Raw genomic sequence first — 17,657 nt, 5'->3', positions numbered from 1 at the left:
ATCAATCGCATAAGATAAAATAGCATTTTTTCTTTCCTAAAACTGTTTTTTTTTCTACTTTTGTGACGGGTAAGTCTTCTACGACCAGCTCCCATTGACTCCCCCAGGTTGGGAACAAAGCAAGGGTATTTGGTTGAGCGGTGCGATAGAAGTAGCTTACCCTTTTTTTGTACCCTAATTTTTGGCTGACCTGCCACTTCAAAATTAATTTCAATCTAATAATCAGCTCAATGTCTTATATATCCCAATGGTGGCCCATAGTCCCATTATGAATAGAAGGCCTGTTAGACAAGGCGTTTTCATCGCGTGGCCTATACATTCAACATAATTATAATTGTATATAAACTCAAATTTATATAAGTTTGTAATCGAATAAGAACTATCGTATGAGTTGGTTTAAAAGAGAAAAAGCTGGTATTAGCACAGCTACCGCTAATAAAAAAGAAGCACCTGATGGCATGTGGAACAAATGTCCCACTTGCAAAAAGCCATTATTGCATCTTGAACAAGTAGAAAATGACTATGTTTGTCAATATTGTGGCCACCATTTAAGAATTGGCTCCAAAGAATATTTTTCAATTTTATTTGACAATAACGAATTTACCGAACTATTTCCCAATCTCAGTTCGGGTGACCCATTAGAATTCTTCGATTCAAAGCCATACCCCGATCGTTTAAAAGAAAGCCAAGCCAAAACAGGCCTTAAAGATGCTTTACGTTCTGGACATGGAAAAATGAATGGCCAAGATATTGTTATCGCCTGTATGGACTTTAGTTTTATCGGCGGATCAATGGGGTCAGTGGTCGGTGAGAAAATAGCACGCTCGATAGATTACTGTATTGCGCATAAAATTCCATTTATGCTAATCTCAAAATCAGGTGGTGCGCGCATGATGGAAGCTGCATTTTCATTGATGCAAATGGCTAAAACTTCGGCTAAATTAGCCCTATTGGCCAAAGCAGGCCTTCCGTATATCTGTTTGCTGACCGATCCAACAACAGGGGGAGTTACAGCATCTTATGCCATGTTGGGTGATGTAAATATTGCAGAGCCAGGTGCGTTAATCGGGTTTGCTGGCCCACGTGTCATTAAAGAAACAATAAAAAAGGATCTACCAAAAGGGTTCCAGACTTCAGAATTTGTTCTTGAACATGGATTTTTAGATTTCATTGTCGACCGCAGACAGTTGAAAAACAAGGTAGCTACTTATCTAAAATTAGTCGGATAATTAATCTTCCAAAAGATAAAAGAGAAAGCGGTACCAAAACTAGTTTTGGTACCGCTTTTCTCTTTTTAAACACCATCAAATAGTCCTATTCAAAGATATCGCCAAAATGACCATAGCCTTCTCCTGCTCAAATAGTCCGGTTCACCTTCCTTATCATACGCTTCTCGCTCAAAAGATATACGTAGATACGCGCGATCAAAATCTTTCAATTGAATAAAGCGAAAGACAAACTCAATAAGATACCATACATAGAAGAAGAGAATACCCAATTCAAGCGCTTGGCGCAAATGTATACGTTCATGACGGATCAGGTTCTCGTTGCATTTGAAAGAGGTACTTTTTAGAAAAATAAAGGGATAAATAGTAATTGCATTCGCTCTTCCAAAAGAAAATAAATTTGTCCAAAATTTGCTAACTATAACCATACATAATACTTTAACCCTTTTCACAGGAATCAAACTTATAAAAATTTACGCTTACCCACAATAATTAGCGATTACATATAGATTAGATTACGCTGTTCTCCTTCAGTCGCTCACTACACAAGATGATCGCAAAAATTTCTTTTTGAATAGGAATTTTTATTAAGTTTGCTATAGATTAATTGTGAAGATATGCCGTACAAAGAGCGTGAAATAAATAAATTGTATTATACAATGGGAGAAGTTACAGAGATGTTCGAAGTAAACGCCTCCCAAATACGTTTTTATGAGCGTGAGTTTGATATTTTACAACCTAAAAAGAATAAAAAAGGTAATCGCCTGTTTACGCAGGAAGATATTGCCAATTTAAAAATCATTTTCAATCTGGTTAAAAACAAAGGCTACACGCTTCAGGGAGCACGCGATTATCTGCGAGACAACAAATCAGAAGCAAAAGAAAATCAACGCGTTATCGATTCACTAGAGCGTCTAAAGAGCTTTCTTGTTGAAGTTCGTGATTCCTTATAACACCCTATTTACTGCAGAAATCCTTTCGTTGAACAGAGGTCCCAAAAGCATTTTGAGCAACACCATCTAATAGAACAAAGACTATGCAAACAGCATCTATTTTTCAAAACGTTACATACCAAGATAAACAGCCCAAAATGGATCTTCTGCTGGAAACAAATGGTAGCAAAGAATATCGTCTCGCTTTTGCCAAAGGACAATACATGAAAGAGCATAAAACTGCGGCATCAATAGTTGTTGAAATTGTCGAAGGTAATATAGACTTTGGTGTTAACGGAAGTAAAATCAGTCTGACGAAAGGCATGTTAGTTGCATTAGAACCCAATACACCCCATGATCTCTTTGCCATCACTCAAAGTATTGTTAGGCTATCCATTCTAAAAAAAGAGGCATAAAAAGCTGCTCTGATCTAACGCCCATTCAGCTCAATAACCTCAAGATTTTCAATTTTATCCGCATTGATGTCAAATCGCATCAATGTCCGCACTTTATGCCAGCCGTGCTTTCCTGCTGCCCCAGGATTGAGGTGAAGGCATTGTATTTTGGGATCAAACATCACTTTTAAAATGTGTGAGTGTCCTGTGATAAATAATTTCGGAGGATTTTTCATTAATTCCCCCTTAACACGCGCAGCATATTTCCCTGGATAGCCACCAATATGCGTCATAAAAACGTCTACTTCCTCGCATCTAAATCTCAAATCTTCGGGAAATTGCAAACGAATATCCTGACCATCAATATTTCCATAAACGCCACGTAATGGTTTAAACGACGCCAACCGGTCTGCAATAACACCTTCACCAAAATCTCCGACATGCCAGATCTCGTCGCAGGCTGCAAAATGAGTAAATACCGCTTCGTCTAGAAAAGAATGTGTATCCGAAAGTAATCCAATTTTTGTCATAACCTAAAAAGCTAAAAAATAAGGTGCCAATACGCTGCGATAAGCTGCTGAATAAATACCTTTCTCTGCGTATATAACAAACTCACGTACAGCAACCGATTCGACAGGCTTCCGTTCAAATGTAATGATCTTACGGATGACCGATCCACCTTCAAAGGAACTTATCTGAACTTCAGCACAACAATAAAGAGCTCGCTCTGTTGAAATCTTCATCAGTATATCAGCCAAAGCTGTAGGAACGATCAGAATTAATTTTCCCTGATTCGATAAGCGTAAAGAAGCGAAATCCAATAATTCAGCAAAAAAATCCAGGTCAGCATGCCGCGCGAGCTTCTTTCGATTGTCAGGATTATGGAGTGAATCCGTATAAAATGGAGGATTTGAAACAATCAAATCATAAGGCTCTGCCATTTCCATACACTGAAAGGCACAGGCATGAAGCATAAGCCGATCACAGAAAACGGAATGACGAAAGTTCTTATCTGCCATCGCAGCAGCTAAAGGGTCCATCTCGACAGCCTCTACCCAACTGTCCACAAACCGTTGAGCCAACATCAATGCAATGACTCCGGTTCCTGTACCGATATCGAGAATTCGTCCTACAGTCCCCACTTCCAACAGTGAAGCCAATAATACGCCGTCTGTGTTAATCTTCATTGCACAATCAGACTGATCAACCTCAAATTCTTTAAACCGAAATATCGACGCCATAGACCAAAGATAAAACTTTTAACGCCGTTGGCACAAACAAACGAATATATCCTGCGATTTATTTACTAATTTAGTCTGCAATAAATCTAGATAAACCATGAATATCCGCCAGCTTGCTTTTTTCATATTGATCATTAGTGGCATCCTTCCCACTACACGCTTGCATGCACAGGAAAATTGTGAACGATATACGGTTGAGACCCTTCCTTTGTTGACAAAAGCCTTAAACAACAATGAGTTCGAAAAAATTGACCCCCTACTGAATACTATACAAGCAAGCTGCGGCATCAACGAATATATACAAAGACTGCGCATCCTAATACTCATTATTGAAAAGAAAAATAGCACGACAGCGGTCGACCTATACTGGAACAATCAATTTGATAAGAGCCTGCTCCAAAGACTAGATGCTGCAGATCAAGAAGATTTTACAACGCAGTATGAGCAAAATAAAGCAAAATTCCATTTCTATCCATTGCGTCATCCATTAGATAACCTTATCAAATTAAGAGCGAAGGCACTACTTGCATCTGATAATTACACGTTAAGCAGTCAGGAAATAAAAATCCTTCATCTCTTTGCGGATACACAAGCACCTGAAGAAATTGCAGACAAACAAGCCAATACACAAAGTGATGAACAAAAATTTCCAACCCCTAAAGTCTATAGAAACCGGCATAAAGCCAAACTAGGCTATGTCCCTTCCATAGGCGTGATGAGCCCGCTGGGAGGAGGCAACAAAGTGTTCGGTACAAACCTCACGCTCGGATTTATGTTGATGAGCTCGCTGGAAAGGAAATTGATCTTCGAAGGAGGTTTAAAGGTACGCATCAACGCAAACGATCGCAATATCGACTATAATTATGATGGATCAGAAGTATCAGTCAATTCATCAGCGACCGCTTTTATAGGGGGTGCGGTGGGCTATAAAGTTTTTGACAATGACAAATTCATCCTAATTCCAAAAGCCATACTAGGTATTGACATCACAGATACCGGCATCACAGAGAATACGTATTCTTCAGGTTATTATGATCCAGATGGTTATTATTATGACGGTGGATATACAGAGAATATGGTTACCATCAACAATATTCACCTCGGACTTGGTCTTTCCTCACTATTCCGCATGAAAAACCAAAAGTACATCGGCTTCGAACTAGGCTATCATTACGCACCGTATGACGCAAGCAGCAAAGTACTGAGCCCCATCCAGGCGAACTATGGAAGCTTAGCACTATTCTTTAGATTTTAAAAATATCGGTAATCCAAAATGAATAGGTCAGTTTATGCCTGTACACCCAAAATAGCGCGCTATTGCGCTATTCCAATCGAAAAATAAGCCCTATTTAAAGATTAATGCTTTAGCAACCGCTGAATTTCATCCAGTTTCATCAATGCTTCGACCGGAGTCAACGAGTTAACATCCAAATTATTCAACATATCCCTAATCTTGTTTAGGACAGGATCATCAATCGAAAACATCTGTAGCTGATACGCCTGTTTCTGGATCTTACGCATACTATCCTTAATCTGCTCTCCACCAGTACGCTCCTGCTCCAACCTTTTTAAAATCTGATTAGCGCGATTGAGTAGTTTTTGGGGCATCCCTGCCAGCTTGGCTACATGTATACCAAAACTATGTTCCGAACCTCCCGGAACAAGTTTCCGCAAGAAAATAACTTTATTATTGACCTCCTTTACAGTGACGTTATAGTTCTTAATACGATCCAAAGAAGTTGTCAGTTCATTCAATTCATGGTAATGGGTCGCAAATAGTGTTTTTGCTTTGGCAGCCGGGTGATTATGCAAAAATTCCGCAATGGCCCAAGCAATAGAAATCCCGTCATATGTACTTGTACCACGGCCAATTTCGTCCAGGAGAATAAGACTACGGTCTGACAGATTGTTCATAATGCTCGCAGTTTCATTCATCTCAACCATGAAGGTAGATTCTCCAGAAGAAAGATTATCCGATGCCCCAACACGAGTAAATATTTTGTCAACTAAGCCAATTTTAGCCTCTTTTGCAGGAACAAAACAGCCTATTTGTGCCATTAATACAATCAATCCAGTCTGACGGAGCAGTGCCGATTTACCCGCCATATTAGGCCCGGTAATGATAATAATCTGTTGTGTCTTCGGATCTAAAAAGGTATCATTAGTGATATAATCCTCGCCCACCGGTAGGTTTCTTTCGATGACAGGGTGTCTTCCACCTTTTATATCTAAAATCTTGCTCTCACTGACTTCTGGTTTCACATAATAATTCTTCTCCGCCACAACAGCAAAGTTGAGGAGTACATCCAGCTTAGCAATCAACTGTGCATCCAGCTGAATAGGTTTAATGTATTCGGCGATCGAAATCAACAGCTCAGCATACAATCTACTCTCTAAAGCCTGAATCTTTTCTTCGGCTCCAAGAATCTGTTCTTCATATTCTTTAAGTTCCTCGGTAATATAACGCTCGGCATTTACCAAGGTCTGCTTACGTATCCAAGTCGTTGGAACTTTGTCCTTATGTGTATTAGTAACCTCCAGGTAGTAGCCGAACACATTGTTAAACGCAATTTTTAACGAAGGAATACCCGTAATTTCTGCTTCCCTTTTTTGGATTTCCAGCAAATAATCCTTCCCTCCAAAGGCAATTTTACGCAAGCGATCCAGTTCCGCATCAACCCCATCCGCAATTACACTCCCTTTATTGATGGCAACAGGTGGTTCTGCCTGAACCTGTAGCTCAATTCGCTCACGAATAGCCGTACAGGCATCCAATTGTTCCGAAATCGTACGCAGTGCATTTGCATCTTTGCGATCTGTAAGTTCCTTCAACTTCTCGATAGCAAATAACGCACGCTTCAATTGCACGATTTCCCTGGGATTCGCTTTCTGAAGCCCGATCTTCGAGATTAAGCGTTCAAGATCGCCCACTTGCTTGATCTGGCCAATCAATTCATCTCTTAAATCTCGGTTAGCGAAAAAGAAATCCACAACATTCAATCGCTCCTGAATACTCTTTTTATCTTTCAAAGGCATTACAATCCAGCGCTTAAGCAAGCGCGCCCCCATTGGACTAGATGTATGATCCAATACATCCGATAACGTGACTGCATTTTCATTCATCGAGCCAATTAGTTCCAGATTGCGAATCGTAAAACGGTCCAGCCACATGTAACGGTCTTCTTCAATCCGGGAAAGCGTAGAGATATGCTGTAAGTTACGGTGTTCGGTTTCATTGAGGTAATGTAAAGCCACACCAGCAGCAACAATACCCGCAGACATACGGTCAACTCCAAATCCTTTCATTGATGAAACCTCAAAATGTTTCAATAATGTTTCAGTAGCATAGTCGCCCGTATAAGGCCATTCATCAAGAAAATACGTGTAATACTGTGCCCCAAAATGCTCGATAAATTCCTTGCTCTGTTTTTTGGATAGAATAATTTCCGTCGGTTTAAACCCTTGAAGCAATTTATCGATATACGCAACGCTTCCCTGAGCAACTAAGAATTCACCTGTTGAAATATCGAGAAAAGAAATCCCAATCCGCTCTTTTTCGATAAAAATTGATGCCAAATAATTATTGGACTTCTGTTGAACAATATTGTCATTGTAAGAAACACCAGGAGTAACCAGCTCTGTCACACCACGCTTAACAATTGTTTTCGTAGTCTTTGGATCCTCCAGTTGATCACAAATCGCCACCCTTTGACCAGCACGTACCAGCTTCGGAAGATAAGTTTCCAGCGAATGATGCGGAAAACCAGCCAATGCCGTTTCCGATTCCGAGCCATTTCCACGCTTCGTCAAAACAATACCCAAAATCTGAGCAGCCTTAATTGCATCCTCACCAAATGTCTCGTAAAAATCGCCAACACGGAACAACAACAACGCTCCAGGATACTTAATCTTGATCGCATTGTACTGTTGCATCAATGGGGTTACTTTCTTTTCTTTTGCCAACTTTTAAAATCAATTTTTATGAAGCGTAAAAATAGGATAATAACATCGCTTTGGCAAACGATACACTCAACTTCTCAATAAAATCATTTCCATTAAACAAGAATATAAGCTAAGTTTGTAAGCGAAAAAAATTAGTCATGGCCATCAAAAGAACTGGTAAACAAAATACGTCCAGCACACAAAAAAACACCTTCAAAAAGAATTCATTCAACCCGTTGAAGTCAATAAAGTCGCCCATCCTCCGTATTGTCACACGAGTAATTCTCTATTTTATCGGTGTTACACTATTTTGGGTCATTAGCTTACGTTTTATCAATCCCCCAATTACTTGGCTGATGATTCAACGCGGATTTGAACTGAAAGAACAAGGAAAAGGCTTCAAATTGGAAAAAAATTGGCTGGATTACGATGAGCTGTCCGATAACCTCAAGTTAGCCGCTATTGCAGGAGAAGATGCCCATTTTATGACCCACTGGGGTTTTGACTTAAAGGGAATTCAAAATGCCATCAAAAAAAATGCACAAGGCAAAAAACTGCGCGGAGGAAGTACCATTAGCCAGCAGGTAGCGAAAAATGTATTTCTATGGCCTGGAAGATCCTGGTTGAGAAAAGGATTTGAAACCTACTTTACCGTACTTATTGAGACCTTTTGGAGTAAGAAAAGAATTCTTGAAGTTTATCTTAATGTGATTGAAATGGGACAAGGGGTTTATGGTGCTGACGCTGCGGCAGCATATTACTTCAGCAAGACAGGGAGCAATCTTTCCAAAAAGCAAGCTGCCCTAATCATAGCTATATTGCCAAATCCCAGAGAATGGGATGCACGCAACCCTTCCACGTATGTCAATAGACGCGCAAATGCAATTGCAAAATACATGCACCATTATACCATTCCTGAGTAAGCGGAGAATCATGCCTCTGGCGAAGGCCCTGAAAGTGGCAAAAACGAGGCAGTTTATTAAACAACTAAAGGCCATAGTTCAGTACTATGGCCTTTAGTTGTCATTATAATAGAATTATTTGAAAAGTCGCTTATGCCAACTGCTGTGGAAAGGTATGGCCCAAGCATTTTCCATTTGATGCTCCTGTGTAATCGTATTATCAAATACTAAAGTATCGTCATTGATGATACCATCAGCCAATAACTTTTCAAATCCATCACGGCTAACTACGGCGATCCCATCCTCGGACTTGTATGCGAACTGCATACGGTCAAATAATTGAATATTATATTTAGATTCAATGCCTTTTAAAAAGCGTACCGAGCTGTCAATCGAGCAACCAGAGGCAGCGGCGATTTCTTCGTCCACTTTAAGGATAATAAAAAGCCCATCACGCAATTCCGCAGAAGCCGAAAGTGGCTTTCCATGCACTTTCCACTGTTCGGCAAAAGTCATCAATTCGGCCGAAATCTGCGCGCTTTCCTCTTGAGACAATATGCGATCAGCCTGATAAATCCAAATACGTTTCATAAATAAACTCCCTTCCTTGCTTAAATTAACCAATATAATAAGGAGAAATCATCCAATAAACAATTACTCCTGTAACAGCAACATATAACCACATCGGATAAGTAATTCGAGCTAATTTCTTATGTCGTTCGTAAGATCCCGATATACCGCGTACAAATGTAAATAGTACAAAAGGAATAATGATAATAGAAAGCAGGATATGTGTGATCAGGATGAAAAAATAGATCGGTCTCCAAATGCCCTCACCACCATACTTTGTTTCAATCGAAGTCATGTGATAGGCAACATACATCGCCAAAAATGCCAAAGAGCAAGCGATACAACATTTGATCAGACGTTCATGCAAGGACTTATTACCCCTTTTTATTGCAGCTACAGCCCAAAAAAGCAATACAGCAGTAATGCCATTTATCGTAGCGTAGATCGGAGGTAAAAATGTAAGCGGCTTCACATTATAACCCAATTTCTGCAAATTCACTGTAAAAAGGATAGCGACTACTATTGGAATCACAATAGATAGTAGCCAAATCCACTTACTATACTTTTTCTCTGTGTTGAGACTCTCTCTCATGATATAATTACCTTTTTTGTTCTATAGTAGCTGGATGGTTCCGGATTTCCTCGACCAATAATAATTTAATTTCATCCTCAAGACGATCAACGTCAGTTTTCACATTGATATCGTATATTCCTCTTATCCTACCTTTGGTATCGAGCAACAGATAATTTGATCCGATAATAAATGGCTTGCTACCATCAGGGTTGACAAGCGCATCCTGTAAAAGACTTTCTTTCGCAAATTTAAAGATATCCACCGAAGGATTCGTCACAAAAAACCAAGATTTGGTCCAGGGCTTGTAAACTTTTGCATATTTTGCCAATACATCCGGTGTATCATAAGTAGTATCAACGGTAATCGAATACAACTTAACCTTCTTATTCTGAATAAATCGATTAGCAATTTGATCAAGTCGCTTAATCATCGTTCGAGATAACGAAGCATCCCTAGAATACATCAGATGCACTACAGAAAGCGTCGTATCATTATCCAATAGATGCACCTCTTTACCATCGTAATTAACAAAATCAACCGAGGGTACGGTATGATAAATTGTGTCAACGATGTCCCGCCCCCATTTTCGATGGGTAGTGCCAGGCACTTCCTTCTTTCCAAAAATTGGCAAAGAAGCATAGCTGTTCGAACCGCTTTTATTCAGTATAAAATATAAAAATCCTGGCAGTAAAAGAATTACGGCCAGGATCAATATAGTTTTAATACCTTTCTTTTGTCCAGTATTATTATCCATTCACTTTATCTATTTATTGGGAAATAATTGATGTTCTTGAAAAACAGAAGCTAAATGCCCCCCTTCGACAAGCATCAAAACAATAAAATAAATAATAAAAATAAAGACAATTCCAACGGTAACGATAAAGCTCGATTTTTCGAATTTCAAGTGCATAAAGAATGCAACGATATAATAAGCTTTAACCAAAGTAAGTACAATATAAATGGTATTTACCAATGCACCCTTCGCTAAAATTTGCCAATGGTGCACAAAGCCCAATGCAATTAAGAACTCTAGACAAGTAAGCGCTAAAAGCACGCCAAATACTCTCCAAATGGCTTTTTTATCCATCCCACCTTCGTGAGCATGCTCTCCATGAGCGATATTATCTTGATATTGTGACATAGCTATCTAAAATTATTTATTGCGTAATTAGATTAAGTAGAAGAATGTAAAAACAAATACCCATACTAAATCCACAAAGTGCCAATATAAACCTACTTTTTCGATCATTAGGTAAGAACCACGGTTTTCAAATGTATTATTTAATGTCATACATAAAACGATGATATTTAAAATAATACCTACTGTAACGTGAAATCCGTGAAAACCAGTAATTGTAAAGAACAAGTTAGCAAATTGTAACGCGGAAGTATAGGAAATGTCGTGTGTGAAATAAGGTAATAATGCTGTTTTGATAGCATCACCTTCCAATCCAGTTGCTGGATTTTTACCAAACCAGAAACCCATGTGGTGTAAGTGGGTCCACTCAATAGCCTGACAACCAACGAAACAGATACCGCCCAAAATAGTCCACAACATCCATTTGACTACTTCATTCTTTTGGTTACGGTGGCCTGCCTCTACAGCCAATACCATCGTTACCGAAGACATAATCAAAATAAATGTCATCAAACCGACGAATACCAATGGCTGACCATGCTCCGCAATTCCAGGGATAGATTGGAAGATCTTATCTGGATCAGGCCAGGTTGGATGAGAAAAGCGTTGCGCGCCATAATAAACCAAAAATGCAGAAAATGTGAAGGCATCCCCTACCAAGAAAAACCACATCATGATTTTTCCATACTCTAAGTTCCAAGGTGATTTTCCACCATTCCATGGACCAGTTTTTACCTTATCCAATTGCGATACTGTTGTACTCATTGTTTACTATTATTGATTCAAAAGTAAGAAAACATATATATAAATCCATAAAAGATCGAGAAAATGCCAAAAAATACTGGCAAGATCCATGCGGAAAAGATTGCCGTCTTTAGGAAGTTTGTTAATTCCTATAATCGCGCCAATCAAAACGATCAAACCCGCAATAATATGCGCCAAGTGCATCCATATAAAAACATATACAAACGATTGTGATGCATTGTTATTCACAAAATAAACACCCCTATCGATCAATACATTCCATGCATGAACTTGCAAGGCAAAAAATACGACTCCCAAAATAAAAGTTGCTATCAAAAACAACCGTTGTTTGGAAGGCTCACCATTTTTAGCCGATCTATGCGCTAAAAACATGGTCAGACTGCTAACCACAATCACCAGTGTACTATACAAAAGTGCGTTGGGCAATAAGGTCTTAATTCCTTTGTCAACACCACTCGCCGTATATACTATGAAACCACTGGATAACGCGGCAAACATCATAAACATACCCAACATGCCCAACCATAGGTTGAACTTCTGGGCTTTTCTCTGTACTAACTTCTCGTCAGTTTGTGTTTGTATATCTAACATTATTTCAATGGAATAAAGTTAAGCAATAATACGAGTTGCGTAACAGGCAGATAGATAAATGAGGTAAACATCACTTTCTTTGCTGAGGGAATATCACAATTCTTAAACAGCAAATAACCATAATAACCAAACATCAATCCACCAATCACGGAAACAACCGTAAACCAAATCCCACCAAAGCCAAAATAATAAGGTATAAAACCTGCAGGTATCATAAACAACCCTGTTAAAAACACCATAAAGGCCGATATCTTATCACGTTTTGTCGTCGGTAATAAGCGAAAGCCCGCCAGTTTATAGTCGTCATCCACCACCCAGGCAATTGCCCAAAAATGCGGAAACTGCCATAAAAACTGAATAGCAAACAATACAAAAGGTATAATAATAATGGCCTCTTCGTTATGTCCACTATAGTAGGCTAAATCATCTTGCGAAAAGGCTGCATAATACCCTATTAACGGAGGAAATGCACCCGGAAACGCACCGACAAACACTGCTATTGGCGATTTTCTTTTTAAAGGTGTATAGATAAACGCATAGAGCAGAATACAGAATACCGATAGCAAACCCGCTACGAAATTCAATCGAACAAGTACCAAGGTTCCTAATATGCCCATAAAGACACTCAATACCAAAGCCTGTCCAGTTGTCATTCGGCCAGAAGGCAAGGGTCTGTCTTCCGTACGCTTCATCAGTTTATCCAAATCTTTTTCAATGATCTCGTTAAAACCATTGGCAGACCCTGTTACCAGAAAACCACCTAAAGTCAACAATAACCAGTTGATCCAGACGATATCACCCTGTTGTTTTGATCCGATCAAAAAAGCAATTGAGGCAGAAAATACCACCGTCAACGTAAGTCGCAACTTAACAAGCTTTTTGAAATCTGAAATAAATTCTTTCATAACTAAAAGAGACCTCCTACTATCAGTGTAATTAAACACGTCCTTTTAAACATAAACATCTCGAGTGCGGTATTAGTGCCGTTGCTTATTTAACAATAACAACAAGTAAAACTGCGCTCCAAATAAAAGCGTAGCCACTACCAAATGTGTTGTCTGTGCAAAGGCAGGTATTGCAAATCGAGCTAAAATAATTCCTGATAGCATTTGGATACCCACTAGAATTAGTGCAATCAAAGCAAATTTATACTGCTTAGACCCCGAATTAAAACTTGTGCGGACCAAAAAGAATAATACGATTACTAAAATCAAAGAACAATATGCCAACCAGCGATGTAATTCAAACTGTTGGCCGATAGTCGTTATAAAATCAGTTCGGGCTATTGTAGAACCGGTTAACAAATCAACCTCTTCCCGGACACCCGTTCCGACAACCACTTGTGTTAGCATCAGTAAAATAGAAGCTATAGCAAGCCCTTTTAATATACCCAAAGAACGATTGACCAGTAGGCTTTTGTTTCGTAAAGTAACCGCTTTGAAATAAGTATAAATACTAATACAAACAATTACAATCGCCAAAAGCATATGCACTGTAATAATCCATGGCATCAGATTAGTCGATACTACAATCGATCCTAACCACGCCTGAAGGACTACAACAAAAAGATTGATCACTGACCATACAACGATCGAACTTCGTAATTTTAAATAGGTGAAAGAATAAATCGCTGTTAATAACAAACAGAATCCAGAAACAACACCAACCAACCGATTAATATATTCCGTCCAGGTCTTTGCGACATTAAACTCTTCATGCTGCAAAATACTCTTATCGGTACGGAGTTTGTAAGCCATTTCCTTATCCCCGAAAAATTCTACAATCTTCGCGAAACGTTCGTTCTTCTTTGCTCTTCCTTCAATATAATGCTGTTCATATCCTTGAGGTAATTGAGAAATATCTGTGGGAGGAATAATACGGTTAAAACATTTTGGCCAATCTGGGCATCCCATACCTGACCCTGTACTCCGAACCACTCCTCCAGCAACAATGACCAAAAACAACACAATGATTGTTATAAAATTGGTCTTTATAAATCGCTTCTCAGCTGCTGGAAACATAATACTACCCCTACCTCTTAAAAAAATACAAACTTCTATAAAATAGAGTAGGATTGCTCCTACTCTATTGATAAGATTCTATTAGTCTTTTCTACCATTTTGAGCATTCCATTCTGATTGGATGCGCTCAGCTTCCTCATCTCCTTCAAAATCATGAGGTAAGTTAGAACTCATCGTTTCAGAGAAAGGAACATCTTGAGGAATAAAATCCTCACCATGACCCGGCTTACTATAATCATAAGGCCAACGGTGCACAGTTGGAATCTCACCTGGCCAGTTACCATGAATATGCTCTACCGGAGTAGTCCATTCCAATGTATTCGACTGCCAAGGGTTTTGAGGCGCTTTCTTACCGAAGAAAATCGATGTGAAGAAATTCCATAAGAATGCTACCTGACCTAAGGCAGCGATAATCGCAGCCCAAGTAACCAATTTGTTTACAGAAACCCACTTAGCCATGAAAGCAAATTCTGTAAATGCATAGTATCGGCGGGGAACACCATCAATACCCATAAAGTGCATTGGGAAAAATACCAGATAAGCACCTATGAAAGTCAACCAGAAGTGTAAATAACCTAATTTGGCGTTCATCATACGGCCAAACATCTTAGGATACCAATGGTAAACACCACAAAGCATACCGAAAATTGATGCAGATCCCATCACCAAGTGAAAGTGAGCAACAACAAAATACGTATCATGCAAGTTGATATCTAAAGCCGCATTACCCAAGAATAACCCTGTCAAACCACCAGAGATAAAGAATGATACCAAACCGATAGCAAACATCATTGCAGGAGTGAAACGGATATTACCTTTCCACAAGGTTGCAAGGTAGTTAAATGCTTTTACAGCAGAAGGAACTGCGATAATCAGTGTTGTAATCATAAATACACCACCCAAGAACGGATTCATACCCGTTACAAACATATGGTGACCCCATACGATAAACGATAATACAGTAATACCGATTAACGAATAAACCATGGCATGGTAACCAAAGATTGGTTTACGAGAGTTTGTAGCAATAACCTCAGATGTTAGCCCCAAAGCGGGCATAACAACGATATATACCTCAGGGTGACCTAAGAACCAGAACAAGTGCTGGAACAAAATTGGAGAACCACCTTCATTCGGCAAAATCTGTCCTTGAACAACAAGATCAGATAAATAGAATGACGTACCAGCTGCACGGTCAAAAATCAAAAGAACAACCGCTGAAACCAATACCGGGAATGACAACATACCTACGATTGCAGTCAAGAAGAATGCCCAAATTGTTAAAGGCATTTTCCATAAGTCCATACCTTTTGTACGCATGTTCAAAATTGTACTTACATAGTTAATACCACCGATCAACTGTGAAGCAACAAATAGAACCATACTCACTAACCACAAGGTCATACCAGTTGCAGATCCTGCGATAGCGGTAGGAACAGCCGATAATGGCGGGTAGATTGTCCAACCAGCAGAAGCAGGTCCACTCTCTACAAAGAACGATGCCACCATAATCACCGATGCTACGAAGAACAACCAGTAGGACAACATGTTCATAAAAGGAGATGCCATATCGCGTGCTCCGATTTGATATGGAATCAATAAATTACTAAAAGTACCTGACAGACCAGCCGTCAACACGAAGAATACCATTACGGTACCGTGAATGGTTACCAAGGAAAGGAAAAACTCCGGTTTTATACGTCCACCTTCAGCCCACTTACCTAAGAATACTTCTAATATAGGGAACTCTTTATCCGGCCATGCTAATTGGATACGGAATAATACTGATAAAAGCATCGCAAAAACTGCCATGATGATACCAGTGATCAAGAATTGCTTGGCAATCATCTTGTGGTCACCCGAAAAGATATACTTTCTGATGAACGACTCCTCGTGATGATGGCCGTGCGAATCGTGATGTTCAGCGCTATGCGATATTACTGTACTTGACATATTCGATTTTATATTCAAAAATTCTTAATTAGTTCAAAGATGCTGTAACTTGTACACTATCCTTTTTCACGTTAGCTGTTTTACCACTGAACTCTTTTTGCAAATCCTCAGTAAAATATTTATTTTGTTTAGCTAACCATTCTTTATATTTCTCCTCTGTTACGACAACAACTTTCTTCTGCATATTGTAGTGACCAGATCCACAGATCTTATTACACAACATCACGAAGTCATAGTTATAATCACCCAAACGATCGCGCATCTCTTCTGTCGTTACAGTAGGTGTGAATTGGAAATAGTTGGTCATCCCTGGTACCGCATTAATCTGAACGCGGAAATCCGGAATGTAGAAAGAGTGAATAATATCTTTTGAAATGATATGGAAACGTACAGGTTTATTGACAGGCAACCAAATTTCAGATCCTTGAATATCATCCCAAGAATTTTTATCATTAAAGTCAATACCGTATGGATTAGTTGGCGTCGTCATTTTATAATTACGCTTACCAATAACGCCATCTGAACCAGCATAACGAACATTCCATTGAAACTGCTCACCAAGAACCTCAACCTGTAATGCTGATTTCTGAAGATCTTCAGGAATATTTGTAATCGATCTCCACGTAAAGAAACCGAACAATACCAATACTGTCAATACGACAGCAGGAACAATTGTCCACAATTTCTCGATTGCATTGTTATGTGGGTAATAATAAGCTTGACGTTTTGCCCGCATACGGTACAAAAATGTAAACGTTAGCAACAGAATGTGTGTGATAACCAATACAAATGTTGTGATCGCTGTCGTAATGATAAACATGGTATCAATACGCTCGCCATGCTCCGTCACTGCTGAGCGCCAATAAGCTGCTCCCCAATGTACATAGGACCAATACACACCATAAAGAAATACGACCAAGAAAATGAATAACAATGACGATTGAAATGTGTTATTCGCAAACGGATTGTATTTACCGTTCATTTTTCTTGTCAATTCATAGATCGAAAGTACTTTGCCAATAACGGCAACGACTGTACACACAACTAAGAATAACAACACATAATATGTGAAGTTTTTATAAACCTGAGGGTCTATCTGCTTCACTTCTTCAACAGCAGGAGCAGCCGCGCTAGCTTCAGTAGAAGAACTAGCAGATGCAACAGCAGCAGTACCTGCTGCCGCTGTTGTATCTTTTGCAACCGAATCCGTCGCTGCAGGGGCCGCTACCGCTGTAGTTGCCACTTTTGCAGAATCAGATGCTACTGTATCTTGTTGACTCGCCAGGATAGGATTTGCAAAAAGCAACCCTAGAGCAAGCACAAAACCCGAGATGGATTTGAATCTATTATTTAATTTAAAGCTCATTTCTTTTATAACGTTTTTTACGTAACCTTCCTTTAAAAGTG

At 39.2% G+C, this 17,657-nt stretch carries 19 protein-coding genes and 1 other RNA gene; 6 read left to right on the top strand and 14 right to left on the bottom strand.

The window, feature by feature from the left end; all coding sequences use genetic code 11:
* Positions 1–67: 67 nt before the first annotated feature.
* Together ffs and accD are read left to right on the top strand one after the other, a co-directional pair.
* Positions 68–165: signal recognition particle sRNA small type (gene ffs, locus B3139_RS02275), an RNA gene on the top strand.
* A 221-nt stretch (positions 166–386) separates the two neighbouring features.
* The gene (gene accD / locus B3139_RS02270) at positions 387–1,229 is read left to right on the top strand and encodes an acetyl-CoA carboxylase, carboxyltransferase subunit beta (protein WP_209578637.1); all 843 of its coding nucleotides are present in this window, start codon (positions 387–389) and stop codon (positions 1,227–1,229) included.
* 89 nt (positions 1,230–1,318) lie between these two features.
* Here the strand turns inward: accD and B3139_RS02265 are convergent, their stop codons facing one another.
* Entirely contained in the window at positions 1,319–1,654 is a 336-nt protein-coding gene (locus B3139_RS02265) for a hypothetical protein (RefSeq protein ID WP_293879568.1), read from the bottom strand.
* Positions 1,655–1,843: 189 nt separating this feature from the next.
* On the opposite strand from B3139_RS02265, the gene B3139_RS02260 reads away from it, so the two are divergent.
* Both B3139_RS02260 and B3139_RS02255 read left to right on the top strand, forming a co-directional pair.
* Positions 1,844–2,179, top strand: a complete 336-nt coding sequence (locus B3139_RS02260) for a MerR family transcriptional regulator (protein WP_209578639.1) — start codon at positions 1,844–1,846, stop codon at positions 2,177–2,179.
* Positions 2,180–2,262: 83 nt separating this feature from the next.
* On the top strand, positions 2,263–2,574 hold the full coding sequence (locus tag B3139_RS02255; protein WP_293879567.1) for a cupin: 312 nt from the start codon (positions 2,263–2,265) through the stop codon (positions 2,572–2,574).
* Positions 2,575–2,588: 14 nt separating this feature from the next.
* On the opposite strand, the gene B3139_RS02250 is transcribed toward B3139_RS02255, so the two are convergent.
* Positions 2,589–3,083: a metallophosphoesterase family protein gene (locus tag B3139_RS02250; RefSeq protein ID WP_293879566.1), complete on the bottom strand. Its 495-nt coding sequence runs from the start codon at positions 3,081–3,083 to the stop codon at positions 2,589–2,591.
* Positions 3,084–3,086: 3 nt separating this feature from the next.
* Positions 3,087–3,794 (bottom strand): tRNA1(Val) (adenine(37)-N6)-methyltransferase, encoded by a 708-nt coding sequence (locus tag B3139_RS02245; protein ID WP_293879565.1) that lies wholly within the window; start codon positions 3,792–3,794, stop codon positions 3,087–3,089.
* Positions 3,795–3,891: 97 nt separating this feature from the next.
* Between B3139_RS02245 and B3139_RS02240 the strand changes: the two genes are divergently transcribed.
* Entirely contained in the window at positions 3,892–5,049 is a 1,158-nt protein-coding gene (locus tag B3139_RS02240; protein WP_293879564.1) for a hypothetical protein, read from the top strand.
* Between the two features lie 101 nt (positions 5,050–5,150).
* Here the strand turns inward: B3139_RS02240 and mutS are convergent, their stop codons facing one another.
* Positions 5,151–7,757, bottom strand: coding sequence for a DNA mismatch repair protein MutS (gene mutS, locus B3139_RS02235; protein WP_293879563.1), 2,607 nt, complete (start codon positions 7,755–7,757; stop codon positions 5,151–5,153).
* 137 nt (positions 7,758–7,894) lie between these two features.
* Here mutS and mtgA point away from each other — a divergent pair, with 137 nt between their 5' ends.
* Positions 7,895–8,659: a monofunctional biosynthetic peptidoglycan transglycosylase gene (gene mtgA, locus B3139_RS02230; RefSeq protein WP_209578646.1), complete on the top strand. Its 765-nt coding sequence runs from the start codon at positions 7,895–7,897 to the stop codon at positions 8,657–8,659.
* Between the two features lie 114 nt (positions 8,660–8,773).
* On the opposite strand, the gene B3139_RS02225 is transcribed toward mtgA, so the two are convergent.
* The 10 genes from B3139_RS02225 to B3139_RS02180 all read right to left on the bottom strand — a co-directional run bounded on the left by B3139_RS02225 (position 8,774) and on the right by B3139_RS02180 (position 17,616).
* Complete coding sequence (locus tag B3139_RS02225; RefSeq protein WP_293879562.1) at positions 8,774–9,229, bottom strand: ABC transporter ATPase; 456 nt, start codon at positions 9,227–9,229, stop codon at positions 8,774–8,776.
* 25 nt (positions 9,230–9,254) lie between these two features.
* Entirely contained in the window at positions 9,255–9,800 is a 546-nt protein-coding gene (locus B3139_RS02220) for a DUF420 domain-containing protein (RefSeq protein ID WP_209578648.1), read from the bottom strand.
* A 7-nt stretch (positions 9,801–9,807) separates the two neighbouring features.
* Entirely contained in the window at positions 9,808–10,536 is a 729-nt protein-coding gene (locus B3139_RS02215) for an SCO family protein (protein WP_293879561.1), read from the bottom strand.
* 9 nt (positions 10,537–10,545) lie between these two features.
* Positions 10,546–10,923: a cytochrome C oxidase subunit IV family protein gene (locus B3139_RS02210; RefSeq protein ID WP_209578650.1), complete on the bottom strand. Its 378-nt coding sequence runs from the start codon at positions 10,921–10,923 to the stop codon at positions 10,546–10,548.
* Positions 10,924–10,950: 27 nt separating this feature from the next.
* Positions 10,951–11,685: a cytochrome c oxidase subunit 3 gene (locus B3139_RS02205; protein WP_121125511.1), complete on the bottom strand. Its 735-nt coding sequence runs from the start codon at positions 11,683–11,685 to the stop codon at positions 10,951–10,953.
* A gap of 9 nt (positions 11,686–11,694) precedes the next feature.
* Complete coding sequence (locus B3139_RS02200) at positions 11,695–12,276, bottom strand: cytochrome c oxidase subunit 3 (RefSeq protein ID WP_209578651.1); 582 nt, start codon at positions 12,274–12,276, stop codon at positions 11,695–11,697.
* On the bottom strand, positions 12,276–13,181 hold the full coding sequence (cyoE, locus tag B3139_RS02195; RefSeq protein ID WP_209578652.1) for a heme o synthase: 906 nt from the start codon (positions 13,179–13,181) through the stop codon (positions 12,276–12,278). Before cyoE ends, B3139_RS02200 begins: the two co-directional genes overlap by 1 nt.
* Before the next feature lie 72 nt (positions 13,182–13,253).
* A complete protein-coding gene (locus B3139_RS02190) occupies positions 13,254–14,297 on the bottom strand; it encodes a COX15/CtaA family protein (protein WP_209578653.1) in 1,044 nt (347 codons plus the stop codon).
* Positions 14,298–14,378: 81 nt separating this feature from the next.
* Complete coding sequence (locus B3139_RS02185) at positions 14,379–16,250, bottom strand: cytochrome c oxidase subunit I (protein ID WP_209578654.1); 1,872 nt, start codon at positions 16,248–16,250, stop codon at positions 14,379–14,381.
* Positions 16,251–16,278: 28 nt separating this feature from the next.
* Entirely contained in the window at positions 16,279–17,616 is a 1,338-nt protein-coding gene (locus tag B3139_RS02180) for a cytochrome c oxidase subunit II (protein ID WP_209578655.1), read from the bottom strand.
* Between the last annotated feature and the right edge of the window lie 41 nt (positions 17,617–17,657).

This window comes from Sphingobacterium sp. UBA1498 (genome assembly GCF_002325125.1).
Lineage (GTDB): Bacteria > Bacteroidota > Bacteroidia > Sphingobacteriales > Sphingobacteriaceae > Sphingobacterium.
This window is presented reverse-complemented; position numbering and strand designations above follow the sequence as displayed.

Bases quoted from the DNA above. Each gene is read 5' to 3' on its own strand.
- cyoE (WP_209578652.1), bottom strand. From the start codon at position 13,181: ATGAAAGAATTTATTTCAGATTTCAAAAAGCTTGTTAAGTTGCGACTT.
- B3139_RS02255 (WP_293879567.1), top strand. From the start codon at position 2,263: ATGCAAACAGCATCTATTTTTCAAAACGTTACATACCAAGATAAACAG.
- B3139_RS02180 (WP_209578655.1), bottom strand. From the start codon at position 17,616: ATGAGCTTTAAATTAAATAATAGATTCAAATCCATCTCGGGTTTTGTG.
- mtgA (WP_209578646.1), top strand. From the start codon at position 7,895: ATGGCCATCAAAAGAACTGGTAAACAAAATACGTCCAGCACACAAAAA.
- B3139_RS02185 (WP_209578654.1), bottom strand. From the start codon at position 16,250: ATGTCAAGTACAGTAATATCGCATAGCGCTGAACATCACGATTCGCAC.
- accD (WP_209578637.1), top strand. From the start codon at position 387: ATGAGTTGGTTTAAAAGAGAAAAAGCTGGTATTAGCACAGCTACCGCT.
- B3139_RS02220 (WP_209578648.1), bottom strand. From the start codon at position 9,800: ATGAGAGAGAGTCTCAACACAGAGAAAAAGTATAGTAAGTGGATTTGG.
- B3139_RS02190 (WP_209578653.1), bottom strand. From the start codon at position 14,297: ATGTTTCCAGCAGCTGAGAAGCGATTTATAAAGACCAATTTTATAACA.
- B3139_RS02215 (WP_293879561.1), bottom strand. From the start codon at position 10,536: ATGGATAATAATACTGGACAAAAGAAAGGTATTAAAACTATATTGATC.
- B3139_RS02240 (WP_293879564.1), top strand. From the start codon at position 3,892: ATGAATATCCGCCAGCTTGCTTTTTTCATATTGATCATTAGTGGCATC.
- B3139_RS02205 (WP_121125511.1), bottom strand. From the start codon at position 11,685: ATGAGTACAACAGTATCGCAATTGGATAAGGTAAAAACTGGTCCATGG.
- B3139_RS02210 (WP_209578650.1), bottom strand. From the start codon at position 10,923: ATGTCACAATATCAAGATAATATCGCTCATGGAGAGCATGCTCACGAA.
- B3139_RS02250 (WP_293879566.1), bottom strand. From the start codon at position 3,083: ATGACAAAAATTGGATTACTTTCGGATACACATTCTTTTCTAGACGAA.
- B3139_RS02245 (WP_293879565.1), bottom strand. From the start codon at position 3,794: ATGGCGTCGATATTTCGGTTTAAAGAATTTGAGGTTGATCAGTCTGAT.
- B3139_RS02265 (WP_293879568.1), bottom strand. From the start codon at position 1,654: ATGGTTATAGTTAGCAAATTTTGGACAAATTTATTTTCTTTTGGAAGA.
- B3139_RS02225 (WP_293879562.1), bottom strand. From the start codon at position 9,229: ATGAAACGTATTTGGATTTATCAGGCTGATCGCATATTGTCTCAAGAG.
- B3139_RS02200 (WP_209578651.1), bottom strand. From the start codon at position 12,276: ATGTTAGATATACAAACACAAACTGACGAGAAGTTAGTACAGAGAAAA.
- B3139_RS02260 (WP_209578639.1), top strand. From the start codon at position 1,844: ATGCCGTACAAAGAGCGTGAAATAAATAAATTGTATTATACAATGGGA.